We start from the raw sequence: 23,346 nt of genomic DNA on the forward strand, positions 1-23,346 counted from the left end.
ACTATTGGATCAAGGAAATCCGTCACCGGGAGATGGAACTCGTCGCACAAGCAGAAGCGCTGATCGCCACGTTCCTGGTCTTTGGCGCGTTCATGCAGGCTACCGCAGGCTACCGGCATGGGGCGGCTGTTCAACAACATCGGCATATGGACGGCAGGCGGCTATTCGGCTGGGCCCGCCAAGGTCTGCGTCATCAGCTCGGGCCTTTTCGGCACGATGAGTGGATCGTCGGTCGCGAATGTGGTGGTCAGCGGCCAGTTCACCATTCCGATGGCCAGCCATCGCTGCAGATCGTCGAAGACCGGGGCGGCGCGAGCTTTGCGGAGTTCCGTGCGGCGGTCTGGCGGCGACGGTCGGGCTTCTTTCTCGACGGCGCAGAGCTGTGCGATCCGGCCGATGGCCTCTCCGGCGATCGCGAGCCTGCGCCGATGATTTCGCGGCCTTCCGCCGGACCGCGGCCTGCAAGCGACTCGCGATGCTGCCGGAGCCGAGAGTCCTCGACCCGGCATCCGTCAGGGTGCCGGTCCAGCCCGCCAGATGACGGGTCGGGTGTTCTTTCCTGCGGTCGGTTGAGAAGTAATACCAGCCGCCGGTGGGGCCGCCCGGACAAAGGGCCGGTCATCCCGCAGATAGGTCCAGAGCCGGGCGGTTTGCGTGCCGGTGCCGTGGGCCAGCATGCGGATCGGTCGTGTCGTCAGCATGATCGCCTCGGCGCCGAGGACATGGGCACGGATCAGATCGTGGATCGGCTGCAGCGCCACGGCACAGGCCCCCCTGATCGGCCAGGGTGGAGCGCTCACAGGTCAAGATCATCATTCGAATATCCTTGCAAGGCAGATCAGGCAGAGGCATCACGGCAGCGGCCGGATCATCGACGGCGAGGAGCCGCGGACCCGGGCGCGCCGCTCGATCGGGCGCGAGGGCAGTGGGGACTGCACGAAGCGTTCACAGCACGAGCAGGTCAGCCGAGGGCGGACAAGCCGGTCACGATGAACCGCCCGGGAACGTATTCCAGCTCTTCCGCACAGCTACCCCGATCCGGCGCAGGCGCCTGCCGCATGGCGCAGGAATCTGTGCTCGGTGTCAGCTCGACCTTCCATCGCGGGATGGGGGTGACGAACCTTGCCGGCTCGCCCACCGCCTGATTCCGGCAGCTTCATCCGCGCGGACATCGCGGGGCGCCGACCGCGATCTCACGCGCCGGCTGCAACAGCTCCGACGTCTCGGACGACGCACCAGCCAGTTCCTGCCCGGTGCCCGCCAGCTGATGCCGGAGCTTTCACGATCGGACCGCCTGGGCCTTCACCTCGGCCGAAGCCGCGCGGTGAAGCTTCGCAGCTCCTCGGGGTCTTCCGGCAATGACAGGGATGGGTGAGCATGCGGACAAGTGTTAGCGGCCACGTATCACCATTCCGATGAGGAAACACAGATTGCAAGCCCGTGGACCATCCCCCGCCAGAGGCCGCCTCTCCTCTCAGGAAGCATGACCACTTCACCGATACACAGAAGATCGGACACTCGCCAAGCGCACCGCGCCATCGCCGCGCGCCGGCCAGGGAAAGCGCCCGCGTTCCAGCACTTTGTAGTAAAGGCAGAAGCCTTGGCCATCCCACAAGATCATCTGTCGCCACGCCGACCGCGGAACGCAAACACCGCACCGCCTGTTGGCTTCTGACGCAACTGATCCTGCGCCACCCGCCAAGGGCTTGCCGTGCGACGGCGCACAGCAATCTCCTGCAATCCAATCCGCACCGCCTCGTCTCCAATGCATCAACCGGTATTTTCCACGGCGCGGAATACATGATCTGCGTTGCGGGCAGGATCTGCGACCGGATCAGCTTGTGCACCGAAGCGACACACACTCCGAGCCGCTTGGCGGCAGCGTCGACGCTCAAGGTCTTTGGGACCTCGGCATCAGGATCATAGGGCGGGATCGCGAGCTTGTCGCGCAACTCGGCGACACGAACGGTTGTCCATGTCTCCCCATCCTCGGTGCGGCAGCGCATCCGGTTGAGGGTGACGGCCAACTCCCTGTCAGGCCAGTGTCCGGCAAGCTTGCGGAGGACCTCCCGGGCTGTGAGCGGGCGACCTGGTGGGAACCGACCCGTCTTGCGTCGGGCCAGTCTGACCTCGGTATGGCGTCCGCCGATCCAATGAATGAGGAGAATGAACTCGTTCTCCTCCGCGTCGATGTCGATCACGACCTCCTCGATCAGCAGCCTGACCAGACGTTGTCTCGCGCGGGCATCGGTCCCAACCGCGTTCCAGACGGACGGCAGATCCGTGGCGAGCCGCATGAGAACGGCAGGATCGACCCCGGGTTTGGCCCGGAGCTCCGCGCCCAGTGCAGCAAGCTTGTGCTCTACCGCCGCGACCCGCTCCAGCGCCACGTTCCAGCGCGCCTCCAGGGTCCGGGCGACATGCCGTTTGGCAGGATCGACGTGCTCGTAGCGCCGCTCCGCCAGTTCCGCCGCATATCGGGCCTCATCGAGTTCCTTCTCGACCGCAAGCCGGACGGTCTCCTGCGCCTTGGCGGCCTGCTGCCCCGCCAGAAGGGCGGCCTGCACGGCCTGTCCGGAGACGGCCTCGAGAAGCTGGCTGGCAACAAGTGCATCGATACCTCCCCCGCCGGCACCGATGCACAGACCGGCCCCGACATGCCCGTCATCGCCGCGGCACTGATAACGGTGCGACAGGTCGGTCCCCGTCTTGTAGAACACCCGCATCATCCGGCCGCAGCGCGCGCAGCGGGCCATGCCCGACAACAGCGCCTGTCCGCCACGTCCCGATTTGCGGGCCGCGCGCTTCTGCATATGCGCGTTCTCTTCCAGCATGCGGCGGTTCTCCTCGTAGGCGCGCCAGTCGAGATATCCCTCGTGATTGTCCTTGATCAGCACGCTCCAGTCCGCGATCGCACGGTGGTGACCGCTGGTCTTGCGCGCTTGCCCATCGACCACCCCCGTCCGGTTCCCGGTCCGCCCAAAGGCATAAGCGCCAGCATAGATCGGGTTGTGCAGCACCTGCATCACGCTGTGATAGGCAGGCTTGCGCCAGGCGATCTTGCGCAAGGCGCCGTTCCGCAGCGCCACCGGCAGATGGATATCCGCCGCACGCAGCCACAGGAACACCTGCCGCCCGCTGCCCAACTCGCGGAACTTGGCGAAGATCAGACGGATGGCCTGCTGGACCCGTTCATCGGGATCCATCTCGATCCTGTCGTCCTCGCTCCAGCAGAAGCCCGGCGGAAGGGTGAAGCGCAGTTCGCCCCGGCTCGCCTTCGCGTCTCGGGCTGCCAGTCCGCGCTGGCGAAGGAGGCTCAGTTCGTATTCCGACATCGTTCCCTTCAGCCCCAGCAGCAGCCGGTCGTTCATCAGGCGGGGATCGTAGACCCCTTCCGGGTCAACCACCAAGGCTCCCGTCAGGGCGCAGAGATCGATCAGGTGATGCCAGTCGCGGCCATTGCGCGCGAGGCGCGAAGCCTCGATACAATAGACCGCTCCCACCGTCCCGGCACACACTTCCGCAACCAGGCGCTGAAAGCCCGGCCGCGCGATCTGACCGGAACCGGAGCGCCCGAGGTCCTCGTCGATCACCCGGACCTCCGCAAAGCCCATGTCGCGGGCGGCTTCCGCCATCTGGTATTGCCGCTTTTGGCTCTCCAGGTTGCCAAGGACCTGGCTCATCGTCGACTGACGGACATAAACGAGCGCACTGCGGGCGAGATGCTCAACGGTGATCTTTGCATGCATCATTTTGCGCGCCCTCCGCCATCTTGTTCGCGGCCACCAGCAGCAGCTCGGCCAAGGCCTCCAGAATTGCGGGTGTCGCTGGTGCTGCCGGGGGACGGTTCCGGCTGTCGTCCAACGGCAAGCAGAGCTGCTTGGGCTTCGGTTGTTTCGGCTGCGAGAGGCGTTTGGGTCGGCAGGGCATGCGCATCCTCCTCTGGAATCGGTCTTCCAGAGCATGGAGCACCTCCGGCATGACGCATCAGATCCAAGGTTCGGGCGAGCGCTTCCAAGGCCTCAAGCGCGACGAGGGGCGGTCCGCTGTCCAGCAGCGAACAGTAGGCGGGATCGCACATCCAGGGCGGCAGGGTTCGGAAAAATCCGGGTCGCTCTTCTACCAGGATCGAGTCCGAACCGTGTCGGCGGCCGCCATCACGGGCGTGCAGAACCCGGCCGAATAGCGGGTGCCAGGGATATTCGATCCGCAAATCTCGCAGTTTGTATGTAGAATGAGAGTCGATCGCCGCGCCGACCGCGGAAGCAGAAAACCTCGCCGCCATGCGGATCGCGGCCGAGCCCCTGCTGGACCTTCAGCGCCAGGCTGTTCATCCCCACCGCATGTCCGTCACCCCGCCGCCAGATAAACCCGGACACTGGTGCCGGGCCCGATCATGCCGCCTCCACCACCCGGATCAACCGCGTCAGCGCGGCTGTGTCCAGCATCGGGTCGAAGCGCATCCGGTGCCCGCCCGCCTTGAGGCCGTCAATGAAGCCGACACCGTCGAAATTATCGGCATACCATGTGCCGTCGGCTTGGCGCCGGACCGAATTCGCGCTTCCTACCCGCGCGGCCCGGTCATGCGCCGCGGCGGGGTCCGGCGCGTAACGGCGATCGCGCAGCCACTTGACGATCAAGTTCGCATTCACCGCGTAGCGCCGCGCCACCTGGGCGATCTTGACCCCGGAGCCGCCGCTGGAGCAGTGTCACCGCCTGCTGATCCGTCCGGAGCGCGCTGGTGATCGCAAGCCCGGTCCACAAGGGCAGCTATGCCGGGCTTTTCAAGCATGTCTTCGACCTGCTGGACCCGGGCATGAGCGGCGATCGGCGGCTATACCCCTCATCATCGAGGACGACTGCGCCTTCCCTGCAGACGACCCGCAAGGCCCGGTCGATGCGCCCGGGCGCAGCTTAGCGACCCCGGCCGAGAAAGGGCAAAAAGCCGGTGTCGATCCCGACGCCCGGCTTGGTAACATCGAGCGCAATCCGGCTGGAGGGAAGAGGCGAGCCGTCCAGTAGGAGTCGTTCGAGCATTAGCCCTGCATCGAGCATCGAGCGCTCACCGATCCAGACCTTGCTGAACCAGCTGCTTGACGTCCGCTGGAGGACGATGACCATCGCGTGGTATCCGATATGGCTCCCATCGGGCCGACCAGAGAACCTGACGGGGCGAGAAGCGTCAGGGTCAGCACGTTCGTCGTGCTCGTCGACCATCGGCATCGGCATGGCGTCGACCTCCCAGATCTGCGAGATGCGGATGTCGGCCGACAGATCGCTGCCGTGTTCTGCACCTCGGATGTCGGCAGGCCGCGGCGAAGCCGATGCCGATCGCGACGCGGAGCGCGGCCAGAATGATCGCCGTCATGGCAGCCAGCGTCGCGCCGGCCCACTCGGCAAGCGGATGGCGATCAGCCAGCAGGCATGGGAAGCGCGAACTGCGCGGCGAACAGCGCCGGCCGGTCATCGGGATTGGCCGAGCGCCGGAGCAGCCGGCCGGATGGCGCTGGCCGTGGCATAGCCGACACGAGCAGGAACCACAGCGGCACAGCAGCCGTAGCCCGGCAGCGCCGTGCGCAGCCAGTGTTCCCAGCGCCAGCAGCGATTGGGCCAGATCGGCGGGAAGCCGTTCGATCTGGACGGTTTGGCGACGGGCAGTCGCTGGGACTTCGACGGTCTCGAACCGTTCGACGCGGCAGACATGGATCTCTTCTGTCAGGCTGACAGTTGACGTCAACGACCGGATTTCTCGGTCACGCTGACCCGGCCGGGCACTGCCAAGTGCTCGCCCCAGCTCGCGCATGGCGCGGCGTCTGGCGGAAGATCGAGCCACGCGGCGGCCACGATGATCACGCCCTTGACGATTTCCTGATAGAAGGCATCGACCCGCAGAAAGGTAAAGCCGGACATCATCAGCCCCAGAATCAGCGTGCCGATCACCGTGCCGGCGAATAGGCTATGGAACGAGATGAAGGCGAGAAGTGCCGCCGCCAGCATCGGACTGACGACGCTTTCCAGATCGGAGGCCAGCCGGGAGAGCGCAGCGCGCGCAGTGTACGCCTTCTCGTCCGGCAGGCTGTCGGGGATCGTCGCCTGGAAGGTCGGCCTGAAGGCGGCCGAGGCCGATTGCAGCACGAAGATCAGAACATAGACCTGCCAAATCGCGGGCCGAACGGCGGAAAACGGCACGGCGGCGCGGACGAGATCGGCGCCGACCTCGATCGAACCGCTGGCAGGATCGGGGGTGCCGATGTCGGCCATCCGCGCCAGCGACAGGATCACGCCGCCCGGCTGTCCCAGCACCGCGCCGCCGCACAGCCCTGTGTTTCCGCCCTGCGGCACCATCGGCACCGTCGCAAGGCCGGTTCCCACCCGCCCAGTAGACAAGGCGCGCGTTGGGATAGGTCCGGTTTTCGAGGATCGCCAACATCACAGACACTTCGCGAGTCCTGGAACCGCGATCGACTGCCGCCGACCGCCCGCGCGGCCCGACCACTCCGAGCGCGTGGTCGAGGTGTCCGACGGTGTCTGCTGGGCCTGGGCGATAGCCTGCCGCGGCATGAGCTGCTAGGCGTGGAGGCACGGCCGCCCGACCTCGATCAGCTCGATGGCGCCGCGAAGATGACCATCGGCGCGCTTCAGCCGCTTGCAGATCTACGGGTGGAGATTGGTGAGTCCGCGCCGGCTTGGGCCTGCAAATCCTCGATCTTTTGTTATTACATCTACAAATCACGACCGTTTTGGGCGCAATGGTTCTGGCAGGGGGTTTATGTCCTGACCGCTTACTTGCACTTCTTAGTTTGTGCGGTTGTCGGTTCTTGCGGGGGACAGCCTTCACCCTGGCCGGCACTGCCGATATGCCCAGCACAGCCCCCTCCTGCGACTGAGACCCAGCAAAGCCCCCTGGACAGGTCTCAGCCGGACTCAGTGATGTGGTGGACGCGCTCGCCTCGGAAGAAATGTGGACCAGGGACGAATGATCTGATCTGTGGTGCTTCCCGACCGAGGTTTCAAGACCACCTTTGCGCACGGTCGTACGTCGCAAGGCTGACGGAAAGCCGGTCGCCTCTCTCCCGAGCGCGGTCATAGGCGCCATGCACGGCGCTATCGACCTGGTCCGACATGACGGCAGGATTGAAGGTTGGGCCCGGGACAAGTCCTTCCCCGAACAGCCGATCATGCTGGAGGTCATGATCGAGGGAGCAGCGTCAGGCGGCGGGTCTGCAGTCCTTCTTCCTGCGTGTCGGCCTTTTCGGCCAGCCCGACCAGGCGCCAGGACAGCGCGTCGTGATCACGCGCGCGATGTCGGCCCGCGTGCCGATGCGGCTGTTCGTGCCAAAGGTCGGCCGCGCGGTCGTGCTGTTCGACCCGTCCGACCTCGGCGAACATCGTCGACCACGGCACCGCGCCGCCGTGATCAGGCGAGCTACCTGGGCTTTGCCGATGAAGGCATGGCCGGCTTTACGGACGGCAAGACGGTGGTCGATGCCGTGCAATCCGGGTTCAACGTCCTGGTGCCGCGCGATTGCTGCGCTGACCGCGCTTCGGGGCCGCACGAGGCGAACCTTTACGACATGCAGCAGAAATACGCCGATGTGACGGATGCCGATGATATCCTTGCCTGGCTGGGGAAGGCCACGGCTTCAGGCCCCGCAGCATGCCGCAGAACGCCAGCACCGGCGGGCCTGAAAGCGGCACACCACGCGGGCGCCGTCGTCCATGGCAGGTTTTCGGGATTGTCGCCGGTCAGTTCCGCCAGGCGCTTTGCTCGGCGGCATGCCATAGACCACCCGGCCGATGCCCGCCCAATAGGTGCCGCCCGAACACATGCAGCAGGGCTCGAGAGATGGTGAGGAACCGGAGAAGATCCCGTTCCTGCAACGGTTCCGTTAACAGGCAGTGCTGGCCCTCGCGCCAGACAGCCAGAGCCTGCCGCTCGCTTTCTCGGCTCTCGGCCGTCTCTGGCGCTCTCTGGCGCCGGCATCGACTTCCGATCGGCGGCTGAGTGGGCTATAGGTGCCCCGGCCCTCGACCAGGGCGTCCGCCGTCGCAAGCCTTGCGAGCCGATCAACGGCACGGAGCAGTCCATTATGGTCATGCGACAGGCTGTCGCTGACCGACATGTTCGGTAACTTCGGCCGGGGTATGCGCAAATGCGACCTGGTGGCGGAAATCTATGACGCGGGCATCCGTGGTACCGACGGCTTTGGCGGCGATTATCCGCCATGCGGATTGCGCTGCTGCTCGAAGCTGCGCCGCGACAAGGGCGTCACCGGAGCCTCGAAAGAACGCGAGGGTCGCTTTGAAAGCAGCGGTTCCGACGCCGGTTCCAAGCCTTGAGCGGGAGGCAGCATCATGCAGACTGACCTTGGAAGGCCGAGCGCCGATCCTGCTGCAGGCGGCCGAGATCCGCCTGCGTGTCCTCAGCCTCGGCGACAGGCGTCCAGGCGACCATGCTGGCCCTGATGGCTGCCCATGGCGAGATCGGCCCGACCGGTTGCGCGATCTTCCGACACCGGCAAAGAAACGCCGCACCGCCAAAGGCTAAGACACCCGCCGGGGGCGGGATCGCCGAGCCTGCCATTCCCCATCCAAATCGTCTAGGCCGGGCATGTCCGCGCCGATCTGCTCACCGGCGCACCCGGCAAGCGGTCCTTCTGCTCGATCCCCGCCTTGGCTTTTACCCACCGGACGAGCTTTCTCTCGAACTCCTTCCGGTTCCTGGGCTGGACATGCAGCATCCAATGCACATGGTGATTGCCGCCCGGGCGATCGCTGCTGCGACAGGCTGTCCATGCGGACGTGCCCGGATGCCAGCCTCAGCCTCAATCCGGCTGCATTGTCGTGTCGTAGTCTCAGGGCGCATTGCGGGGCGCCGCTCCCCGGCTTCTATGACGAGATGAACCGGGTGTTCATGGCTGCCGAGGATTGGCAACTGGGCGACAGCCTCGATGCCCTGAACGACATGCTTTATGGTGGCTATGGCGCTCTTCACGGCGCCGGGTCCGTCCGCCTGCGCTGGCTGGCCATGGCTAGTCCTCTCCCGCCCAAGATCGCCTGATCGCCTGCCCGTTAGTCCTGCGCCTATTGGCGGAATGCGGCCAGGATCGCCAAAGGATGGCATTCCCGTGGCGATGATTTCCGCTGCGGACCCCGGCAGAGATCCGGCTGGAACGGAGGACGCGGGTTTCGTCGCCCTGCTCGAGGCACGGATCGCGCGGCATCTGGCCGATCTTTCCCCCGCCCCACAGCGCCTGGTCGCCGCTGGCCGATCGAATGCGAGGGCATGTGCGGGGTGTGACGCTGAAACTCGCCGATGCACATGCCGGATTCCGGCCTTGCGACTTGCCGGCTCGCAGCGCCGCCCGGGAGACAGAGGGCCGCGCTATCGGCACGAGGCGGGGGGTGCCGGCAGCGACGGCCCCAGGTCGCTATGACCGCGACCGAGATCTGGAGAACGCAGTTGACCAGCAATTCAGTCACCCACGCCCCTGAAAACCCTCCTCCAGCCATGGCGGCCACGTCAACGGTTCTCGGCATTGCAACGACGCGTGACCGGATCATGCCGTCTATGCAGTATGCTGCCGCCGCGACGGACGGCGACATCAACGAGGATTCCACTGCGTCTCCGCCAGAACCGCTACATCGTCCGCCAGCGGCGGGGCCAGATGGGTGTCGATCTTGCGCGCGGAATGGGCCGGGTTTAGGATGCGGGTCGATGCCTTCTATCAGGAAATCGTCAAGGGCGTGATCATCGTGGCCGCCGTCGTGGCCGATACCTTCCGCCAGATTCGAGCGGCAGCAGAAGATGAGACGTGAAGGCGTCTAAGAAACTCGGGGCTATTCAACCTGACCTCGGACGAGACCATCGAGGAGGCGATCATCGCGAACGAATACACCTTCACGGAAGGAGGGCGGCGCTTCGGGTGATGGCAGTGGCCAGGATCGCGTGCGTGGATCATCGATCTTCGCATAAGGCGCGGAGAGTGACTCAAATGCCCGAGCTGCCACGAACAAGAAGCCCGCCCTTCGAGATCGAATTCTCGCGGGCGCGCGATATTCCGTTCAACCGAATACGGCGCCGGCATAGATCGCGAGATCGACGTGCAGGCCGGCCTGGACGGACAGCTGCGTGATCCAGGACACCAGGAAATAGAACGTCATGAAGACCAGAATGATCGAGGTCCACAGGACGGCAACGTGACCGGCATTGTCCCAGGACCCGCAGTCGGCCGGCGTCTACATCGTCCAGTCGATGGGCAACATGATCAAGATCTCGCGCGGGTTGTTCGATGCATGATCAAGAGCCGATGAAGACCTCGAGCCCGATGCCCTGGCCCGCATCCACCGCCACACCGTCCCCCATTACACCCTCGACCAGTTCAAGGACTGGGCGCGGAACTATGCGCGGTCCTATTACGATGTGGCTGCCTGGATGGACGAGCTGCGCCGCCATGCAGCAGATCTGCGCACGCCACCGTCGCCTTCCGGATCGCGCCCCGCCGGACCCTGGCGAAATCCAAGCTCAGCCAGAACCGCGACGAGGATGAGGATCGGCTTGGTGCCATCGCACGTCGTGGCGAATCTGCCTGGCAGATCCGCAACAGGCTGACCGAGCCACGGTATCCGCCGCCGAGAAGCGCGCCCGACTCTACGCGCGAGGATGCGATGATCCTCGTGCGGTCGCAGGCGCTGCCCGAGGACCGGATCGTGGGGGTCGAGACGGGCGGCTGTCCGCAGACCGCCGCTCCGCGGCCGCATGCGCATGAGAGCATGACGAGATCTTCTACGTCATCGCCGGCACGGTCAGCTTCCTTGACCGGCGGACGAGCTGGCTACGGCCGCAGGGACGTGCCTGCGCAAGCTGGCCGGTGTGACCCATGAACTGATCGAAGCGGCGCGCGCCACGCGCGAGGACTACGCGATGAGTTGACGCTCGCGCAAGTCTCCGAGCCGCGACATCCCCGATGCCACCGATCACCGTCTGGCGGGTTCGAGGCGCGGCTGGAAGCCTTCGAGAACCGGCCCGTCACCTTCGCGCCGGAAGACATCGCCCGTGCCGGCGTCTTCGTCAGTATCGGCCGCGAGGGCGAGGCGTCGGCGTGGCCGCCCATCAACTCGGTCTTGGCAGGCCCGCCGCCCTTGTAGAGTACATGGATGCCCGAGGTGCCGGTGACCTGCCAGAACAGCTCGGCCGTCAGGTGGTCCGACGAGCCGGTCCCGGACGAGGCGAAAAGCATAACTGTCACCGCTTTCGCCCGAACGGCTGGTGACGGACGACCGCCTGTCGGACGCTGGCGTGCGCGATGCGCTCGCCGGCTGCGCACGTCGGCATGACGGCACGCTGCACAGCTATTCTCGATACCTTCGAGGCTGCCCGTTCTGCCTATCCTTCCCTGCCAAATGCAGGATCGGCGGTCGTTGACGCCCTGATCGCGGCCAGCGCGGGGGCAATACCTACGATGGCTGACGCCTGGCGGGGCGGCGTCCCCCGGTGGCGCCAGGCCTGGCGCTGGATCGACGGCCCACGATCCGGCCCCTGCTCTGCACGCCCTTGCGCCAGCTTCGCGTCAACGCGCCAAGAGCGACCGAACCCCAAGTCGAGGGATGCCATCTCGCAGCACGGTCTCGACCCCGATGAACGAGGCTCGATCGGCTGGATGCACTTGGGACACCGCCATCGAGACCGAAGAGGCCTCGGAGAGGATCGATCAGATGTTCCAGATCGCCTTCGGCGAGGACAAGGACATCCTCGAAGCGGTCCATGCCGAGGAAAACCGCCCGCAGCGGCGGCGGCCGATCGCATCGCGCATCAGACCGTGGACATGGTCGATCCGGGCCGAGCGCCTCTCAGACCAATACCGCTTGGCTGCCGGAGCCGCCAAAAGCTTCACAAACCCAACGGCCTCCATAGGGCGCTCACGATGGACTCCCAATGACACCTTCCGTGCAAATCTCCCGCAGGTGACGAACGAACGCGGCCGATGCCGCCGACGATCACCGTCCTGTCCTCTCCGAACAGCGGAAAGTCGGTGTTGCGAAGCCGCGGATTTCCCCGCTTACTCCCCACCCCATATAGGCTCGGCCCCGGCCGGGCCTGTTTTTTTCTGGAGACAGGATCATGCCACCCGACAACCAGCCCACCCTCCAGCTCTATGCCATGCCGTGGGTCTGTCGACCGACCGAGCTGCTTATGCCCGGTTCTGCCTGTTGCTGATGCTAGGCAAGTTCCTCGCGGTCAGCCGAACTGGTGGTCCAGTTCATCGAAACGCGCAAGATCGACCAGATCGGCGAACTCCGAATAGCTGCACATGGCATCGGCGAGATATTTCTACGACGACGCGTGTGAAACAAACGGCAAGCCTCGCTTGTCTCCACGACGCCCAGGAAGCACCAGCCCAGATTGCCGATGGTGGTGGCGACCGAAAAGCCGTGCATGAGTGCGGAAAAGGTGTCCATTCCTGCCCCCTCAGGTCTCGTAGCCGAAATGGGTCAGTCACCTCTTCGTCGACCGATGCCCCATTGGCCGAGGACATGGCGAGCGCGACGGGCCTGCCATGGGTCTGAAGATAGTCCCGCAATGCTGCGAAATAGGCCTGGGTGCTTTCCGACGGCACAACGGCATATCGACACGTCCGGCGACGACGTGATGATGGAGGCTCGGGCAATTTCGCCCGCGGATCGCCGATGGGCGGGACTGAGCAGCCCGTGCCTGCAGCCTGCGCTAGAACGGGCCATCGGCGCATCGCCGCGCAGCCAGCGACCGAACGAGGTCCACGCTCATCCATTGCGCCTCAGCTTCTCGGGCGAGGCAATCGACTTCCAGTCCCGCCTGATGCCTGCCATTCATGAGGCCGAATCTGCCCTGCGCAATGCCGGCCGGCTTCTGGAAGCAGCCGGGATGCTGGATGTTCCAAGCCTGCTGACCGAGCAGAACCCGAAAGGACTTGGTCCGACCGTCGATCAGTTGTCGACGATGTCCCGGTGGTGGCGAAGCAGCGTGCCGCCCTCGGGGATGCGGCGAGCCGAACGCGCGAGGGTGATCGCGATCCGGCGGACACGCGAGCGCCTGTGCGACGGAAAGCGCCCCCGCCAGCAACAGGACGACGTAATGCCATGCCGGCCTGTCTACGCTTCGCCGCCAGCCTGCCAGCGTGCTCGCTGCGGTAAAGGGCAAGGCGCAAGCGCCGGCCGATGGCCGCCCCTGATCTTCGCTGCGCGCGCCGATGGTGAAGCTGGAACTCGATCCGTGGAGCTGAGGCGCGAAAGCGCCTCACTCCCAGGCCCGGTGCCCAAGCGCAGTCGGGCCTTCTCCCGACATCGCCGCCGATTGCCGCTTGCGTGCCGGACGGCATGCGTCTGGACCCGCATCGGGCACCGTCGGCGATCACGCCGATTTCGCACGATAGATGGCCTGCGCCATGCTCAGCCATATCATCGTTTCCATGCTGCTCTGCACGGCGTCATGCGAACAGCCGCAATCCGCGCCTGCTGACGGGATTCCATTCGCCTGGGCACGACCCGGCCATCCGAGGCCGTCCGGATCTTCGACATCGAGCCCCGAGATCGACCGGCTGCGGCATGAAACCGACCTCGCGCTGCAATCGAAGATCAGGCTGGCCGACCTGACAGCACTCCCTGTGATCGAGCAGGCGCTGGCCATCCCGATGAAGCGGTTTGACCGGCCGGTCCTTGGGTTTCTATCGCGCCAGGAGATGCAGGCGATCCTCGAAGCGCCGGATCCTCGAACCTGGGCGGGACAGCGTGAACCGGCCTGCCGATCACATGGCCGCGACCGGAGAGTGAGCGGGGGGTGGCGGGCGTGACGGGTTGCAGGTGAAAACTGTGCCACCACCTTCGCCCGATTGCTCACCCACATAAACCCTTTCCCACCACCACGGTTTCCCTCATCGGCGAGCGTCTCACGCACAGCTGTTGCCCCGGCTGCGCTACGCGCCAAAAGCCTGCCGTTGCGCCTCGGCCTCTTGACGCCGCCGTTCCAGGGCATCGACAAGGCCGATGAACTCGACCGCACGGTCGTGATCGGGCCAATCCGTCGTGCGCTGCAAAGCCTCTCCCTGCCAGCCAGCGCGTCGCGCGCGGCGAATTCGTGCCAGCGCGGCCGACACGGTGCGCTATCAGCCGCGCATCCGGCCAGCGGGGCCGGGATCGTCGCCGGGTTGCCGCAGGGCGAAGGCATCGCGCAACTGCGCCTGGCCTTCCCGGCGCCCCTGAAGCTCCGAGACCGCCGCAGCATCGCCGAAGCCAGCCGCTTGCGCCAGCTGGCCTTCGCCGCCTCCGGCGGGCCGGTCCCGCAGATCGCGATCATCGTATCGCGCCAGCTTGCTCGAAACCGCGCATTTGAACCTATCTTGAAGGTGCTAGAAACAAGATGGGTCTCGTGAGGTGAAAGCTTTGCGGGACCTTTTTCCTTGCCGGGCTCGTGCCTCCTTTCTCGTTTCAGGGACTACTCGGGGTCTTTATCCGCGCTGATCCTGCCAGCGTTGGTAAAGTTCGTTCAGAAGCACACCGGCCTCTTGTTCCATCCAGTCGGCGAAATCGCGGACGCAAGACCCTTGGCGCTGCGGAAGGACTCATTCTGTGATCCAGCCTGAGCATGGCTGGCACCCAGCTCTGGATGCGCGACGATGAGACCGGCGATCCCAGCATGTGATCCAGTTCGTAAAACGCTGCGCGGCCGCGATCGGCCTGTCGGGCCTCTGGGGCTTCAAGTATGCGACGCTGCTCGCAGCCGGTCGATGCTTTCGGCGGCGGCGCGCATGTCATCGACCTCGGCGCGCGCAAATCCATCGGCCGGGCCAGCACGCAAGAATGGCTCGCCGCCGCGCTCAACGGGGAGAACGCCGATGCCTGAAGTCATCTGCACCACGGTCTATCGGTTTCCCGAACTCTCGGACGCGGCCAGGGCAAAGGCCCGCAGCTGGTATCGCGAACTTTGGCCCCACGTCGATTGGTGGGACGCGGTCTATGAGGATTTTGAGCGGATCTGCGAGATCCTTGGCATCCGCCTCAAGACCACCTCCGTCCGCCTGATGGGCGGCGGGATGGGGCGGGGCCGCGCATCTGGTTTTCCGGCTTCTGGAGCCAAGGCGACGCGCCTGCTTCGAGACCTTCCATTCCTACCGGAAGGACGCCTCGCGCAGGATCAGGAAATACGCGCCGCAGGATACCGAGCTTCACCGCATCGCCGAAGCGCTGCAGTCGGTCCAGCGGCGCAATTTCTACCAGCTGCGCGCGGAGGCCAGCCATCGCGGACATTATTTTACCCGAATGCCGCATCTTGACCTCCGTCGAGCGCGACAGCCAGCATATCAGTACATGGACCGCGCTGCCTATGAGATCGCGATGAAGCGCTGCGCGATCTCGAACCCGATCAATGTCAAGATCAGCCAGTTCGGAATCGAGTTCATCCGCGGCTTCGGTGAAGCCATGGCGCCAACGAATTACGCTAGCGATCGCCACGCGGCTGCCTCCGACAAGCGCTCCGCCTCAGATAAGACGCGGGTGCCCGTGGAAATGGCTGACGTAGCGCGCACGGCCTCTGCACCCGAACTGCCGGAGAGCGACCGAAAGAGAGCCACCTCAGCCGATCATGCGCGCCGCCCAGATCGCCTGATCCCGCGCGAGTGCCTATCCGCGCGCCCAGGGGCCGTCGAAAGTATAGCCCGCGATGGCCTGCCGCTTGCGCCGATTCCACTCGAGCGCGCCGAGACGGCTGCTTCCACCGACACCGTGCCGGTGTCCTGCTGCCGCATCTCGAACGCGGTCAGCGTGTCGATGCCGCAACCCTGCGCGGCGCCATGGAAGCGGCCTTCGGCGTTCCGATGCCACCGGCGCCTGGAACTGGAAGACCGCCTATGATGCCTGCGAGTCGGCGACCGTCCTCTTCCTGCGCAATCGGCGCTGCGCTTATCGGCTGACCGGGTCATCGCCGGCTATCCTGCCGCAGCTCGGCAAGATCGCCGGGCTCCTGCCGACGCATACACGCCGGACGGAGGAAGCCCGATCCCGGCCAGCAACGGCACACGGCCCGAAATCTGTTCGGCTGCGGCGGTGACGGCGCGCTCGGCCTCATCAGTGGTCAGGGCATAGAATTCGCCGGTATTCCCGTTCGAGACCAGAATTGCCAGCGGCACGCTGCTCCTCAACGAACTCGCCGAGATGCGCGCCGGCCTGCTTCCTCTCTCTTTCCATGCACTATGGCGTGACCCGCTTCGACGCCGCTCAGATCGACGATCACCTCGATAGTGGCCTGGGCCAGCAACGCCATCAGATGCAACGTTGCCGGGTAATACGGCTGGTCCGTCGCAAAGGGCCGCATGGCCGATCCGGCCATCCGCCATGTCGCCATCGGCCTGGCGCGCCTTGCGCCCGGCGGGCGGCTTGTGGCCATACCGGTGACCGCATGCTGGTCATGCTGGCCGACAACCGCAAGGGCGTGCGCCGCGACCGGCTGGAGCGGTCCTCGCGCGTGCTGACCCAGGATGAGCCGGTCTATGCCACCTCGCCCCGCGATCCCAACCCGGCGACGCATCGACGAGCTGCCCGCCGTGCCCTGCGGTTTTCCCAGAAAGCGGCAGTCGCGCCGGACGTGGCGCGCTGTGGGCTGCTGGCGGACATTGCCCGCGACGGCTGCCGGTCGATCCCGGCGATGCCGTGCCGATCGCGCGGCCTGCCGTCCCCCGCACCGTGCGCGGCTATGACAACCGATCGGCGAGGGCTGCGCCCGACCGTGCCGCGGCACGAGACGGCGGCATGGTGCCCTTTTCGTCCTTTGCCAGCGTGACCTGGGAACAGGGGCCGTCGCAGGTGGTGGGCTATAACGGCTATCCGTCGATCCGCATCGCCGGCAACGCCGCGCCGGGCTACAGCTCCGGGGCCGCCATGGCCGAGATGGAGCGCCTGGCCGAGCAGCTGCCGCAGGGCTTCGGCTATGAATACCGGCCAGTCCCTCGAGGCGCATCTGGAAACCGTGATCTATGCCGGCGAGGCCCATACGGGCTTCCTCGCCGGGGCCTGGACGGCGATGACACGCTCGACAGCCAGTGCAGCGCCGTGGTCGAGACCAAGGCAGCCGGGGCAGGCGCCGATAAAGATCGGGCTGCTTCCATCACTTTGGCTGTCCAGGACGGATCGGCCAGATCCGCCTCGACCACTCGCACGCGGGCGGCGTAAGGCGGTCTACAATCGACGCCGACAAGCTGCTGGAGGTCGCGCTGATGGCGCACTTTCGCGCTCTCGGCATCCCGCATGGCCTGCTGTCCGCCGCTTCGCTCTTCCTTCTGGCAAGCTGATCACTCTGAGCGAAGCCGTCCAATTCCCGATCGCAGCTGCGGTCCGACGACCTCGGCGGGGTTCGACGCGTCAAGCAGATCCGTCGGAAGGTGGGCTCCGACTTCGATGGGGTCATCATTGTCGAGGTGGTCGATGAGAACATGGCCAACGCCGCCCGCGTCCACGCGGTCGAGAATGGCAAGAACATTTCGGACAACATCATGATCGCGCTCGGGCGGCGCGGCCAGCATGGCCATGCCGCGGCCGGCGTCGTCTATGTCTCGGGCACAGGCGCCACCGCGTCAGGATGCGCCAATGCGACAGCGCCATGGTCTCGGCGGCGGCGATGTATTCCTTGCGGATCTCGACCAGGGCGGCGGCGGGCGCGGGCCGGTGGCGTCGCGGCAATGGAGGTGCTGGCCCGCGACCTGCGCGCCCTCAGGTCGAACGCGTGCTGTCATTCAAAGGCGGAATGGATGCAGACGGGGAACCGATCTATGGCTATCCCGGTCTGGCATTCCGTAAGGAAGATTCCGATTTCCGGGACGCCTATAATGCGGAACAACCTGGAAGCCGCGAAGCAGGCCGCTAACATCACCGGCGGCGAAGGCGGCTCCGGGACCCTGATCCGGCAGGACCCGCTGCCCGCGGCGGATTACGCAGATCGCCAAGCAGCGCTGTTTCGGCCAACTGCTCACGTCGATGAACCCCGACGCTGATCCGCTCGATCACCAGCGATCTGGATCGGGCCTTCCTGCACACCAACGGATTCGAGCGCGGTCCGTTCAAGGCCATGGGCATCGTGAGCCTGATCCACGACCACCTGGGCGACCTGCTGGCCATCTCGTCGCCGATATGCCGAACCTAGCCCTTCCAGCCCGGTCCGCATCTGGAAACCTTCCTGGAACAGTGCGACCTGAAGCTGGCGCATCTGCTGGCGGTCTATCGCGACGCGAACCGCAATGCCCGGAGGCCGAACCCGCGCGCCCAGCTTTGCCCGCGTCGCACCGCTTTGCCGCCTTCACCCGCCGCCCGACCAGATCATCCAGCATTTCGGCACTGACACCGTGGCCGAGGTCACCGGCCGCACGGTCGGACCGCGAAGGCATCCTGTCATCACGCCACGGGGAGGTGGCGCAATGGGAGGAGCAACCGTGCCATTGGACAAATCCAACAATCGAAAAGTGCAGGTGCTGGGCATCGACGCCGGCGGCACCATGACCGACACGTTCTTCGTGGACAGCGACCCGGCCGGCCAAGGCCAGCTGGAAGCGGGCGAACGCCTGCCTGCAATTCCACGGCGGCTTCGGCTTCGCCTGCGAATACGACGTCGAGCGGAAGTTCCGCGAAACGCGCCTCTATCAGGTCGCGCCGATCTCGACCAACCTGATCCTGTCCTATGTCGCCGAACCTTGAACGCGCGCTTGAAACCAGGGAGCTGCTGAACCAGAGCCAGCGCCAGACCGAGGAGCTGCAGGCCGCCGAAGAAGAGCTGCTGGCTCAGCAGGAAGAGTTGCAGGCCACCAATGCCGAGCTGGCCTGCCGGACCGGTCAGCTGGAGGAGACCGGACGGTCTGGGAGGCGGCCACGGATTTCGACTCGAACGGCATCCTGGCATGTTGCCGCGCACGGTCGAACTGGTCGCGTTGATCCTGGGCGCCTGGCGGCTGGGGGCGGTCTATCAGCCGCTGTTCACCGCCTTGTGGTCGCCAAGGCGCCACCAGACCGGCTGGAGACCAGCCGCGCCAAGCTCGTGGTCGCGGACCGGCAGGTGATCTACAGCCATCCGCGCACCGGGGCCGAGACCAGCCGCTGACGATCACCGAAGCAAGCGCAACCGGCAGGGATGCCGACGCCGCATTGCCACCTGGACATCCCGATGCGCAATTGCTCGTTGTTCCTTGATGACCAGGCGATGCAGATCGCCATCTGGATCGTGATGGCATCCGCCTGTTTGCTAGTACTTCCCGACGTGGCCGTCTTATAAACCCGGCCGAGACCATCGAAGTATTCCCATTCGTAGTGCTGCGTGCGCCCGTCGACTGTCGAGGCCGACCGGCTCTCGCGGCGGATGTTCTGGGTCGCCGCATTGCCAAGCTGCCGGGTTTTCCACATACTGCGTATGGCACGGGTTGTTGCTGCCGATCTGGAAGCGGTTGCCCAATGATCCACTCGCCTTCTGTCGGACTTCAGAGCCCTGTGAAGAACCTCGCGACGGCGGGCTTCCAGCTGCGCCCCGACATCACCATTCAGAGCGGAGACGAGTGCGTCGCCATCTTCGATGCAAAATGGAAGCGCCTCGATCTCGCCGAACCGAACTCGGGCGTCTCGAGCGAGGATGCGTATCAGATGAACGCTCCGTCGCTACCGTTGCAAGCGACTAGCGCTCATCTACCTGGGGCCTCTGCCAGGAAATCTTCCACATGGAAGCTCGCATGTTCGTTCCGGTCGATGGGACTGGCCCTGCCGATCCGGGAAGGTTTTCGCCCGCCCCCGCCTTCCTTGATGCGCTGCGCGCCGTTGTCGGGGCCCAGCATGTGCTGACCCGTCCCCAGGACACCGAACTCGCGATACCGCTCGGGCGGCGGCGAGGCCGAGGCGGTCGTGCCTCCTTGAGTGGCGAACAGTCCATCTCACTCGAAAATCGTGGAGACGGCATCAAGGCACGCCATATTCCACTTATTCTCACGTTCACCGCGGGCTGAGCTGCAAGGGCGCGGCGGACAACCCACGTCATTCATCTGGGGATATGAAGAGCCAGAAAACAATCTGAGCCAGCGCTTTTCCTCGACGACTTCAAGCACGTGTGAGGAAGCGCGCCGATTCATCGCTCGCCGAATAGATATCGGAATTCATCATCATGTAGGTGCCGTCGCCCAACATCACGATTGGTGTCCCGCCGGTCGCGCCCGGCCCCTCTTGCGCCATGGCGCAGCCCCATCCCGGCGCGCTTGCGAGATCGCCTGCGCGGCCTGGGCTTCAGCCGCATTCATAGCCCGTCCCGTCAGGACCATCTCCGTCGCCATTACATGCCGATGCATTCGCCGGGCCGAGATCTTGCCGGCATGGTCGCCGGGGTCACCGATCACCCGGCCACAAGCCCCTCGGGATGCGGAAGGCTGGGGATACCGCCCCGGACGGTTCCACTTACCTTGCTGGCGCGAGGGCAAGGCCCTTAGCAAACCTGCTAAAGATCAAAGATCTCTGCTAGGACTCGTAGCTCGGCGAGGGCAGACACCGTGCTGTAGCCGACATCAGGTTCGTTCCCCACATGCCGATGTTGCCGTCGCTCCAATCCTGCGCGGCGATCCTGTGCCGGCCGTCACGGGCCGGCTCTATGTCCTGCGCGATGCGATCCGGCGGGGAGGCGCAAGCGCGCCACGCCTCCCGAGCGATCTTCGGGATCGAGCCGGCACGCGCGCGCCGTCAGCCCGACTTCATCCATGAGCTGCGACGCCGTGGCGCCGATGCGCTGCGCGGCGGCCCAGCCAGGCCAGGCGGTCATCGCGGATGAAACCGCCCGTTTCGGGCTGCCGGAAATACGCCTGGAGGCGCGGCCGAACTTCTGTTGCCGGATCAAGCATTGATTCGAACAGCGCAGATTCGTCCGACAGGCCGAGGCAGTGTTACGGGAGGCCGACGCGCTGTGCCAAGATTGGCATGTCAGCAAGGCAATGGCCGCTTATCGGCTTTTGGCGTACGCGCAAGACGAGCCCAGACCTTTGACGGCGAAAGTCAACATAGTCCGAACCCGGCATCGAGGCCCTCGCGGAGTGCGCGAGGGCTGCCAACCCGTCCCGCCCGTGCGCGTCGACAGCCTGCTGAAGACCGCGATTGGCCGGTATCCAGACAAAGGACGCTCCCGATGACGACTACAACATCCGCAAGCACAGCCGGCCATCGACCTGCTATCGACCTGGTCCGACATGACGGCAGGATTGAAGGTTGGGCCCGGGACAAGTCCTTCCCCGAACAGCCGATCATGCTGGAGGTCATGATCGGCGAGCAGGTTCTGGGAACGGTGCTTGCATGCCGCCCTCGTCGCGACCTGGAGAAAGTCGGCTTTGGGGATGTGGCATTCACCTTTGATGCAAATCGCGTCATTCAGCCCTGCGAGGTCGAGGCTTTGCAAATCCGGCGCATCCGCGACGGAAGCGCATCGCACATCAGAGGGAACAGGACGGCAGCGAGGTGAAGTCGGTCGAACTCGAACGCCGCACGTGCAGAGGTACAGACCCTCATCAACGGGCATCAGCATGGACCTCCCGATCTCGCCGCCGAGGCTTTCAACACCACCCGGCAGCGCCTGGCGGCCGCGCAGCGGCTCGATGGCCAGCCATCGCAACCTGACCGCCCGATGATCGACAGCCGCGACTTCCTTGCCGCGAAACGCCGCGCCGAGACCGAGGTGATGCTGCCTGCCGGCCCAAGGTGGCCGTGCCGGCGCGCCGGTTTCAACGACCGCCGGCTGATCTGGGGTGTCGTGGCGGCCCTGGAGCATCGGGAGATGGTCTTGTGAAACCAACACCGTTGATGTGCTGGGGAAGATCTCATCCATGGCCTTCCAAAAGCCCAAGGCACCATCGCCAACGGCCCGTTCGGGCGGCACGGCAAGGCCGCGAGACTTGAGACCGACCAGCTGTTGCGCCGCTTCGCGCATCTCGCTTCCCCGGCACCGGTCATGAATCGCTTCACGGCCCTCGGCATCCCGGTCACTGCGGCAATGGGATAAGTGTGTCCGGCGAAAGGGGAGCTGCGGCCGCCAGATGATTTGCGCAACAGCGCCTCCGAGACCAGAAAGCGCGGGAAGATGATAGCACAGATATGACCGCAGACGCTATTCTCGGAATTACATCATCTAGGCCGCGATCCTCAACCGTTCGTAAAACAAAAAGCTGCGCATAAAGGGTCTGCAGTTGAGAATCAACCTTTGTAACTGCACTTCTGGAATACCGAACTGCCTTTTCCCTCCATGTCGGCCTACCGACGCGCAAGTCGCGTGGTGGCCGCCCGAGGCCGGCATCCTGCTGGGCGTCGCCGGTGCGGCCCTGCTGGGCCATCGTCTTGGTGATCGCGGTCCAGCGCCTTGCCAAGAACTCTGTTCTTCGCCATCATCGCGGTAATCCCAGTTCCGGCCGGTGCCCTGGTACTCGGGGATCGAGGTGGTCAGCGCGGCCACGATGCCGCCATAGACTCGACCCTCGCGCGCAACCTTCTGGGCGGCGTGGGCGGCCTGGTCATCGGCGTCTCGGCCATCATCAATCTGAACGCGCTCGGCGAGTCGGTGTTCTCGCGCTGAGCCGGCAGCGCGCGATCCCGCAGGCTCATGGAACCCGACGGCTGGATCACCGGGCTCCGGAATTGGCCTGCTAACCCAATGAGGAGAGCCCGCGATGCGGTCACCCTGCCGCACTTCTCGATCTGCTATGCCCGGCACGGAATTCCGCCATCCGTCGATATCGACGCTGACGCCGTGCATGATGCCACCCGCATCCTTCGAATACCTTGTCGTGAACACGCTGCCATCGCGTTTATCCTTGCCGCAATACTGCCGGACCGATCGTGCATTGATGCAGGTGATGCCATGCCGATCCCGCGCCCCAGGCCCGACAGCCAATCCTTCGCGTCCCGAACGACCCGGCCTTCCAGCGGAAGAGCGGGACCTGGCGCCCCGCGTGGGCCAGATCAGGGGGATCGTGCAGGGCAAGGGTTACCGAAACCATACCCGAACTTGCCCGGCGGATGCCGGTCCGATCGCGTCCCCGCCTGGCTATGCGCAGGAACCATCCCGCAGACTGATGATCCCCAAAGCGGTTGCGGCTTTCGCACCCGCAAGCCGGCTGCTCCGGACCATCTGCCGCGCGAGCGCGTCGTGGTTAAGGCGCCGACTTCCTGCACTTGCTGTGGTTCGGCGCGCATCGTGAAGATGGGCGAGGACATCACCGAGACGCTGGAGGTGATCCCGCGGCAGTGGAAGGTCCGTGCAAACCGTCCGCGAGAAGTTCAATGCAGAACACCGTCATCGGTCGCCGGCAACATCGGCGGCCCTTG

At 65.2% G+C, this 23,346-nt stretch carries 31 protein-coding genes and 9 pseudogenes; 26 read left to right on the forward strand and 14 right to left on the reverse strand.

Annotated elements, in window-relative coordinates; translation table 11 throughout:
* Window positions 1-117: 117 nt before the first annotated feature.
* Entirely contained in the window at window positions 118-432 is a 315-nt protein-coding gene (locus DPM13_RS00895; protein WP_112887269.1) for a TRAP transporter large permease subunit, read from the forward strand.
* An 81-nt stretch (window positions 433-513) separates the two neighbouring features.
* On the opposite strand, the pseudogene DPM13_RS20225 reads toward DPM13_RS00895, so the two are convergent.
* Window positions 514-792, reverse strand: a pseudogene (locus DPM13_RS20225) (IS66 family transposase); the annotation flags it as partial.
* A 401-nt stretch (window positions 793-1,193) separates the two neighbouring features.
* Complete coding sequence (locus DPM13_RS27580; RefSeq protein ID WP_449579239.1) at window positions 1,194-3,752, reverse strand: recombinase family protein; 2,559 nt, start codon at window positions 3,750-3,752, stop codon at window positions 1,194-1,196.
* A 227-nt stretch (window positions 3,753-3,979) separates the two neighbouring features.
* Between DPM13_RS27580 and DPM13_RS20235 the strand changes: the two genes are divergently transcribed.
* Window positions 3,980-4,186, forward strand: a complete 207-nt coding sequence (locus DPM13_RS20235) for a hypothetical protein (protein WP_145963419.1) — start codon at window positions 3,980-3,982, stop codon at window positions 4,184-4,186.
* Here DPM13_RS20235 and tnpB read toward each other — a convergent pair.
* A complete protein-coding gene (tnpB, locus tag DPM13_RS26380) occupies window positions 4,158-4,334 on the reverse strand; it encodes an IS66 family insertion sequence element accessory protein TnpB (RefSeq protein WP_112887270.1) in 177 nt (58 codons plus the stop codon). The two genes, DPM13_RS20235 and tnpB, sit on opposite strands and share 29 nt — an antisense overlap.
* A 60-nt stretch (window positions 4,335-4,394) precedes the next feature.
* Window positions 4,395-4,670 carry an IS66 family insertion sequence element accessory protein TnpB gene (locus tag DPM13_RS21760; RefSeq protein WP_223252260.1) on the reverse strand — a complete coding sequence of 92 codons (276 nt, stop codon included), beginning with the start codon at window positions 4,668-4,670 and terminating at the stop codon, window positions 4,395-4,397.
* Between the two features lie 71 nt (window positions 4,671-4,741).
* Here DPM13_RS21760 and DPM13_RS00920 point away from each other — a divergent pair, with 71 nt between their 5' ends.
* Complete coding sequence (locus DPM13_RS00920; protein WP_223252261.1) at window positions 4,742-4,918, forward strand: hypothetical protein; 177 nt, start codon at window positions 4,742-4,744, stop codon at window positions 4,916-4,918.
* Here the strand turns inward: DPM13_RS00920 and DPM13_RS00925 are convergent.
* Window positions 4,915-5,217, reverse strand: a complete 303-nt coding sequence (locus tag DPM13_RS00925) for a hypothetical protein (RefSeq protein ID WP_112887271.1) — start codon at window positions 5,215-5,217, stop codon at window positions 4,915-4,917. The genes DPM13_RS00920 and DPM13_RS00925 overlap by 4 nt on opposite strands.
* Window positions 5,218-5,605: 388 nt before the next feature.
* Here DPM13_RS00925 and DPM13_RS24615 point away from each other — a divergent pair, with 388 nt between their 5' ends.
* Window positions 5,606-5,731 (forward strand): hypothetical protein, encoded by a 126-nt coding sequence (locus DPM13_RS24615; RefSeq protein ID WP_262983222.1) that lies wholly within the window; start codon window positions 5,606-5,608, stop codon window positions 5,729-5,731.
* A gap of 2 nt (window positions 5,732-5,733) precedes the next feature.
* On the opposite strand, the gene DPM13_RS21765 is transcribed toward DPM13_RS24615, so the two are convergent.
* Both DPM13_RS21765 and DPM13_RS00935 read right to left on the reverse strand, forming a co-directional pair.
* Window positions 5,734-6,345, reverse strand: a complete 612-nt coding sequence (locus tag DPM13_RS21765) for an MFS transporter (RefSeq protein WP_223252262.1) — start codon at window positions 6,343-6,345, stop codon at window positions 5,734-5,736.
* 843 nt (window positions 6,346-7,188) lie between these two features.
* Window positions 7,189-7,404, reverse strand: a complete 216-nt coding sequence (locus DPM13_RS00935) for a hypothetical protein (protein ID WP_145963289.1) — start codon at window positions 7,402-7,404, stop codon at window positions 7,189-7,191.
* A gap of 71 nt (window positions 7,405-7,475) precedes the next feature.
* Here DPM13_RS00935 and DPM13_RS00940 point away from each other — a divergent pair.
* The 5 genes and pseudogenes from DPM13_RS00940 to DPM13_RS00980 all read left to right on the forward strand — a co-directional run.
* Window positions 7,476-7,634: pseudogene (locus DPM13_RS00940) on the forward strand (isochorismatase family protein); the annotation flags it as partial.
* A gap of 529 nt (window positions 7,635-8,163) precedes the next feature.
* Window positions 8,164-8,340 carry a hypothetical protein gene (locus DPM13_RS20240; RefSeq protein WP_189654971.1) on the forward strand — a complete coding sequence of 59 codons (177 nt, stop codon included), beginning with the start codon at window positions 8,164-8,166 and terminating at the stop codon, window positions 8,338-8,340.
* A gap of 559 nt (window positions 8,341-8,899) precedes the next feature.
* Complete coding sequence (locus DPM13_RS20245; protein WP_189654972.1) at window positions 8,900-9,061, forward strand: hypothetical protein; 162 nt, start codon at window positions 8,900-8,902, stop codon at window positions 9,059-9,061.
* A gap of 1,592 nt (window positions 9,062-10,653) precedes the next feature.
* Window positions 10,654-10,746, forward strand: a pseudogene (locus DPM13_RS21775) (urease accessory protein UreG); the annotation flags it as partial.
* A 183-nt stretch (window positions 10,747-10,929) separates the two neighbouring features.
* Window positions 10,930-11,148: a hypothetical protein gene (locus tag DPM13_RS00980; RefSeq protein ID WP_112887275.1), complete on the forward strand. Its 219-nt coding sequence runs from the start codon at window positions 10,930-10,932 to the stop codon at window positions 11,146-11,148.
* A 5-nt stretch (window positions 11,149-11,153) separates the two neighbouring features.
* Here DPM13_RS00980 and DPM13_RS26385 read toward each other — a convergent pair.
* Both DPM13_RS26385 and DPM13_RS19520 read right to left on the reverse strand, forming a co-directional pair.
* Window positions 11,154-11,240, reverse strand: a pseudogene (locus DPM13_RS26385) (hypothetical protein); the annotation flags it as partial.
* 979 nt (window positions 11,241-12,219) lie between these two features.
* The gene (locus DPM13_RS19520) at window positions 12,220-12,459 is read right to left on the reverse strand and encodes a hypothetical protein (protein ID WP_145963290.1); all 240 of its coding nucleotides are present in this window, start codon (window positions 12,457-12,459) and stop codon (window positions 12,220-12,222) included.
* 950 nt (window positions 12,460-13,409) lie between these two features.
* On the opposite strand from DPM13_RS19520, the gene DPM13_RS01000 reads away from it, so the two are divergent.
* From DPM13_RS01000 to DPM13_RS20255, 5 genes and pseudogenes are all read left to right on the forward strand, one after another.
* Window positions 13,410-13,826, forward strand: coding sequence for a hypothetical protein (locus DPM13_RS01000; protein ID WP_112887277.1), 417 nt, complete (start codon window positions 13,410-13,412; stop codon window positions 13,824-13,826).
* Window positions 13,827-13,970: 144 nt separating this feature from the next.
* The gene (locus tag DPM13_RS27585; protein ID WP_262983224.1) at window positions 13,971-14,405 is read left to right on the forward strand and encodes a hypothetical protein; all 435 of its coding nucleotides are present in this window, start codon (window positions 13,971-13,973) and stop codon (window positions 14,403-14,405) included.
* Between the two features lie 218 nt (window positions 14,406-14,623).
* Window positions 14,624-14,875: pseudogene (locus tag DPM13_RS21790) on the forward strand (hypothetical protein); the annotation flags it as partial.
* A pseudogene (locus DPM13_RS01010) lies at window positions 14,868-15,285 on the forward strand (antitoxin of toxin-antitoxin stability system); the annotation flags it as partial. The pseudogenes DPM13_RS21790 and DPM13_RS01010, both read left to right, overlap by 8 nt.
* Before the next feature lie 54 nt (window positions 15,286-15,339).
* Window positions 15,340-15,882: a hypothetical protein gene (locus DPM13_RS20255; RefSeq protein WP_189654974.1), complete on the forward strand. Its 543-nt coding sequence runs from the start codon at window positions 15,340-15,342 to the stop codon at window positions 15,880-15,882.
* Between the two features lie 74 nt (window positions 15,883-15,956).
* Here DPM13_RS20255 and DPM13_RS01020 read toward each other — a convergent pair whose 3' ends face one another.
* Window positions 15,957-16,157 carry a dihydrodipicolinate synthase family protein gene (locus DPM13_RS01020; protein ID WP_223252263.1) on the reverse strand — a complete coding sequence of 67 codons (201 nt, stop codon included), beginning with the start codon at window positions 16,155-16,157 and terminating at the stop codon, window positions 15,957-15,959.
* 8 nt (window positions 16,158-16,165) lie between these two features.
* On the reverse strand, window positions 16,166-16,357 hold the full coding sequence (locus DPM13_RS20260) for a hypothetical protein (RefSeq protein WP_189654975.1): 192 nt from the start codon (window positions 16,355-16,357) through the stop codon (window positions 16,166-16,168).
* Between the two features lie 69 nt (window positions 16,358-16,426).
* On the opposite strand from DPM13_RS20260, the gene DPM13_RS20265 reads away from it, so the two are divergent.
* The 3 genes from DPM13_RS20265 to DPM13_RS19525 all read left to right on the forward strand — a co-directional run bounded on the left by DPM13_RS20265 (window position 16,427) and on the right by DPM13_RS19525 (window position 18,014).
* Entirely contained in the window at window positions 16,427-16,807 is a 381-nt protein-coding gene (locus DPM13_RS20265; RefSeq protein ID WP_189654976.1) for a hypothetical protein, read from the forward strand.
* Entirely contained in the window at window positions 16,777-17,196 is a 420-nt protein-coding gene (locus DPM13_RS21795) for an efflux RND transporter permease subunit (RefSeq protein WP_223252264.1), read from the forward strand. The genes DPM13_RS20265 and DPM13_RS21795 overlap by 31 nt, the downstream gene beginning before the upstream one ends.
* Window positions 17,197-17,405: 209 nt before the next feature.
* A complete protein-coding gene (locus DPM13_RS19525; RefSeq protein WP_145963292.1) occupies window positions 17,406-18,014 on the forward strand; it encodes a hypothetical protein in 609 nt (202 codons plus the stop codon).
* Here DPM13_RS19525 and DPM13_RS01040 read toward each other — a convergent pair.
* Window positions 17,990-18,226 (reverse strand): hypothetical protein, encoded by a 237-nt coding sequence (locus tag DPM13_RS01040; RefSeq protein WP_112887280.1) that lies wholly within the window; start codon window positions 18,224-18,226, stop codon window positions 17,990-17,992. The two genes, DPM13_RS19525 and DPM13_RS01040, sit on opposite strands and share 25 nt — an antisense overlap.
* 323 nt (window positions 18,227-18,549) lie before the next feature.
* On the opposite strand from DPM13_RS01040, the pseudogene DPM13_RS01045 reads away from it, so the two are divergent.
* From DPM13_RS01045 to DPM13_RS20275, 4 genes and pseudogenes are all read left to right on the forward strand, one after another.
* Window positions 18,550-18,711: pseudogene (locus tag DPM13_RS01045) on the forward strand (acyl-CoA dehydrogenase family protein); the annotation flags it as partial.
* Entirely contained in the window at window positions 18,695-19,111 is a 417-nt protein-coding gene (locus DPM13_RS20270) for a hypothetical protein (protein ID WP_189654977.1), read from the forward strand. The pseudogene DPM13_RS01045 and the gene DPM13_RS20270, both read left to right, overlap by 17 nt.
* Before the next feature lie 347 nt (window positions 19,112-19,458).
* Window positions 19,459-19,839, forward strand: coding sequence for an McrC family protein (locus tag DPM13_RS26395; protein WP_223252265.1), 381 nt, complete (start codon window positions 19,459-19,461; stop codon window positions 19,837-19,839).
* On the forward strand, window positions 19,731-20,000 hold the full coding sequence (locus DPM13_RS20275) for a hypothetical protein (protein ID WP_189654978.1): 270 nt from the start codon (window positions 19,731-19,733) through the stop codon (window positions 19,998-20,000). The genes DPM13_RS26395 and DPM13_RS20275 overlap by 109 nt, the downstream gene beginning before the upstream one ends.
* Before the next feature lie 91 nt (window positions 20,001-20,091).
* Here DPM13_RS20275 and DPM13_RS24625 read toward each other — a convergent pair whose 3' ends face one another.
* A complete protein-coding gene (locus DPM13_RS24625; protein WP_262983225.1) occupies window positions 20,092-20,223 on the reverse strand; it encodes a hypothetical protein in 132 nt (43 codons plus the stop codon).
* A 515-nt stretch (window positions 20,224-20,738) separates the two neighbouring features.
* On the opposite strand from DPM13_RS24625, the gene DPM13_RS20280 reads away from it, so the two are divergent.
* From DPM13_RS20280 to DPM13_RS20285, 3 genes are all read left to right on the forward strand, one after another.
* Window positions 20,739-20,882: a hypothetical protein gene (locus DPM13_RS20280; protein ID WP_189654792.1), complete on the forward strand. Its 144-nt coding sequence runs from the start codon at window positions 20,739-20,741 to the stop codon at window positions 20,880-20,882.
* 278 nt (window positions 20,883-21,160) lie between these two features.
* On the forward strand, window positions 21,161-21,490 hold the full coding sequence (locus tag DPM13_RS01055; RefSeq protein ID WP_112887281.1) for a hypothetical protein: 330 nt from the start codon (window positions 21,161-21,163) through the stop codon (window positions 21,488-21,490).
* 162 nt (window positions 21,491-21,652) lie between these two features.
* Window positions 21,653-21,814: a hypothetical protein gene (locus DPM13_RS20285; protein ID WP_189654979.1), complete on the forward strand. Its 162-nt coding sequence runs from the start codon at window positions 21,653-21,655 to the stop codon at window positions 21,812-21,814.
* Here the strand turns inward: DPM13_RS20285 and DPM13_RS01060 are convergent.
* Window positions 21,807-21,934, reverse strand: a pseudogene (locus tag DPM13_RS01060) (IS256 family transposase); the annotation flags it as partial. The gene DPM13_RS20285 and the pseudogene DPM13_RS01060 overlap by 8 nt on opposite strands.
* 447 nt (window positions 21,935-22,381) lie before the next feature.
* Between DPM13_RS01060 and DPM13_RS01070 the strand changes: the two are divergent.
* Together DPM13_RS01070 and DPM13_RS01075 are read left to right on the forward strand one after the other, a co-directional pair.
* Window positions 22,382-22,594: a hypothetical protein gene (locus DPM13_RS01070; RefSeq protein WP_112887283.1), complete on the forward strand. Its 213-nt coding sequence runs from the start codon at window positions 22,382-22,384 to the stop codon at window positions 22,592-22,594.
* A 522-nt stretch (window positions 22,595-23,116) separates the two neighbouring features.
* Window positions 23,117-23,304: pseudogene (locus DPM13_RS01075) on the forward strand (IS66 family transposase zinc-finger binding domain-containing protein); the annotation flags it as partial.
* Window positions 23,305-23,346 lie beyond the last annotated feature (42 nt).

The organism is Paracoccus mutanolyticus (genome assembly GCF_003285265.1).
Taxonomy (GTDB): Bacteria; Pseudomonadota; Alphaproteobacteria; order Rhodobacterales; family Rhodobacteraceae; genus Paracoccus; species Paracoccus yeei.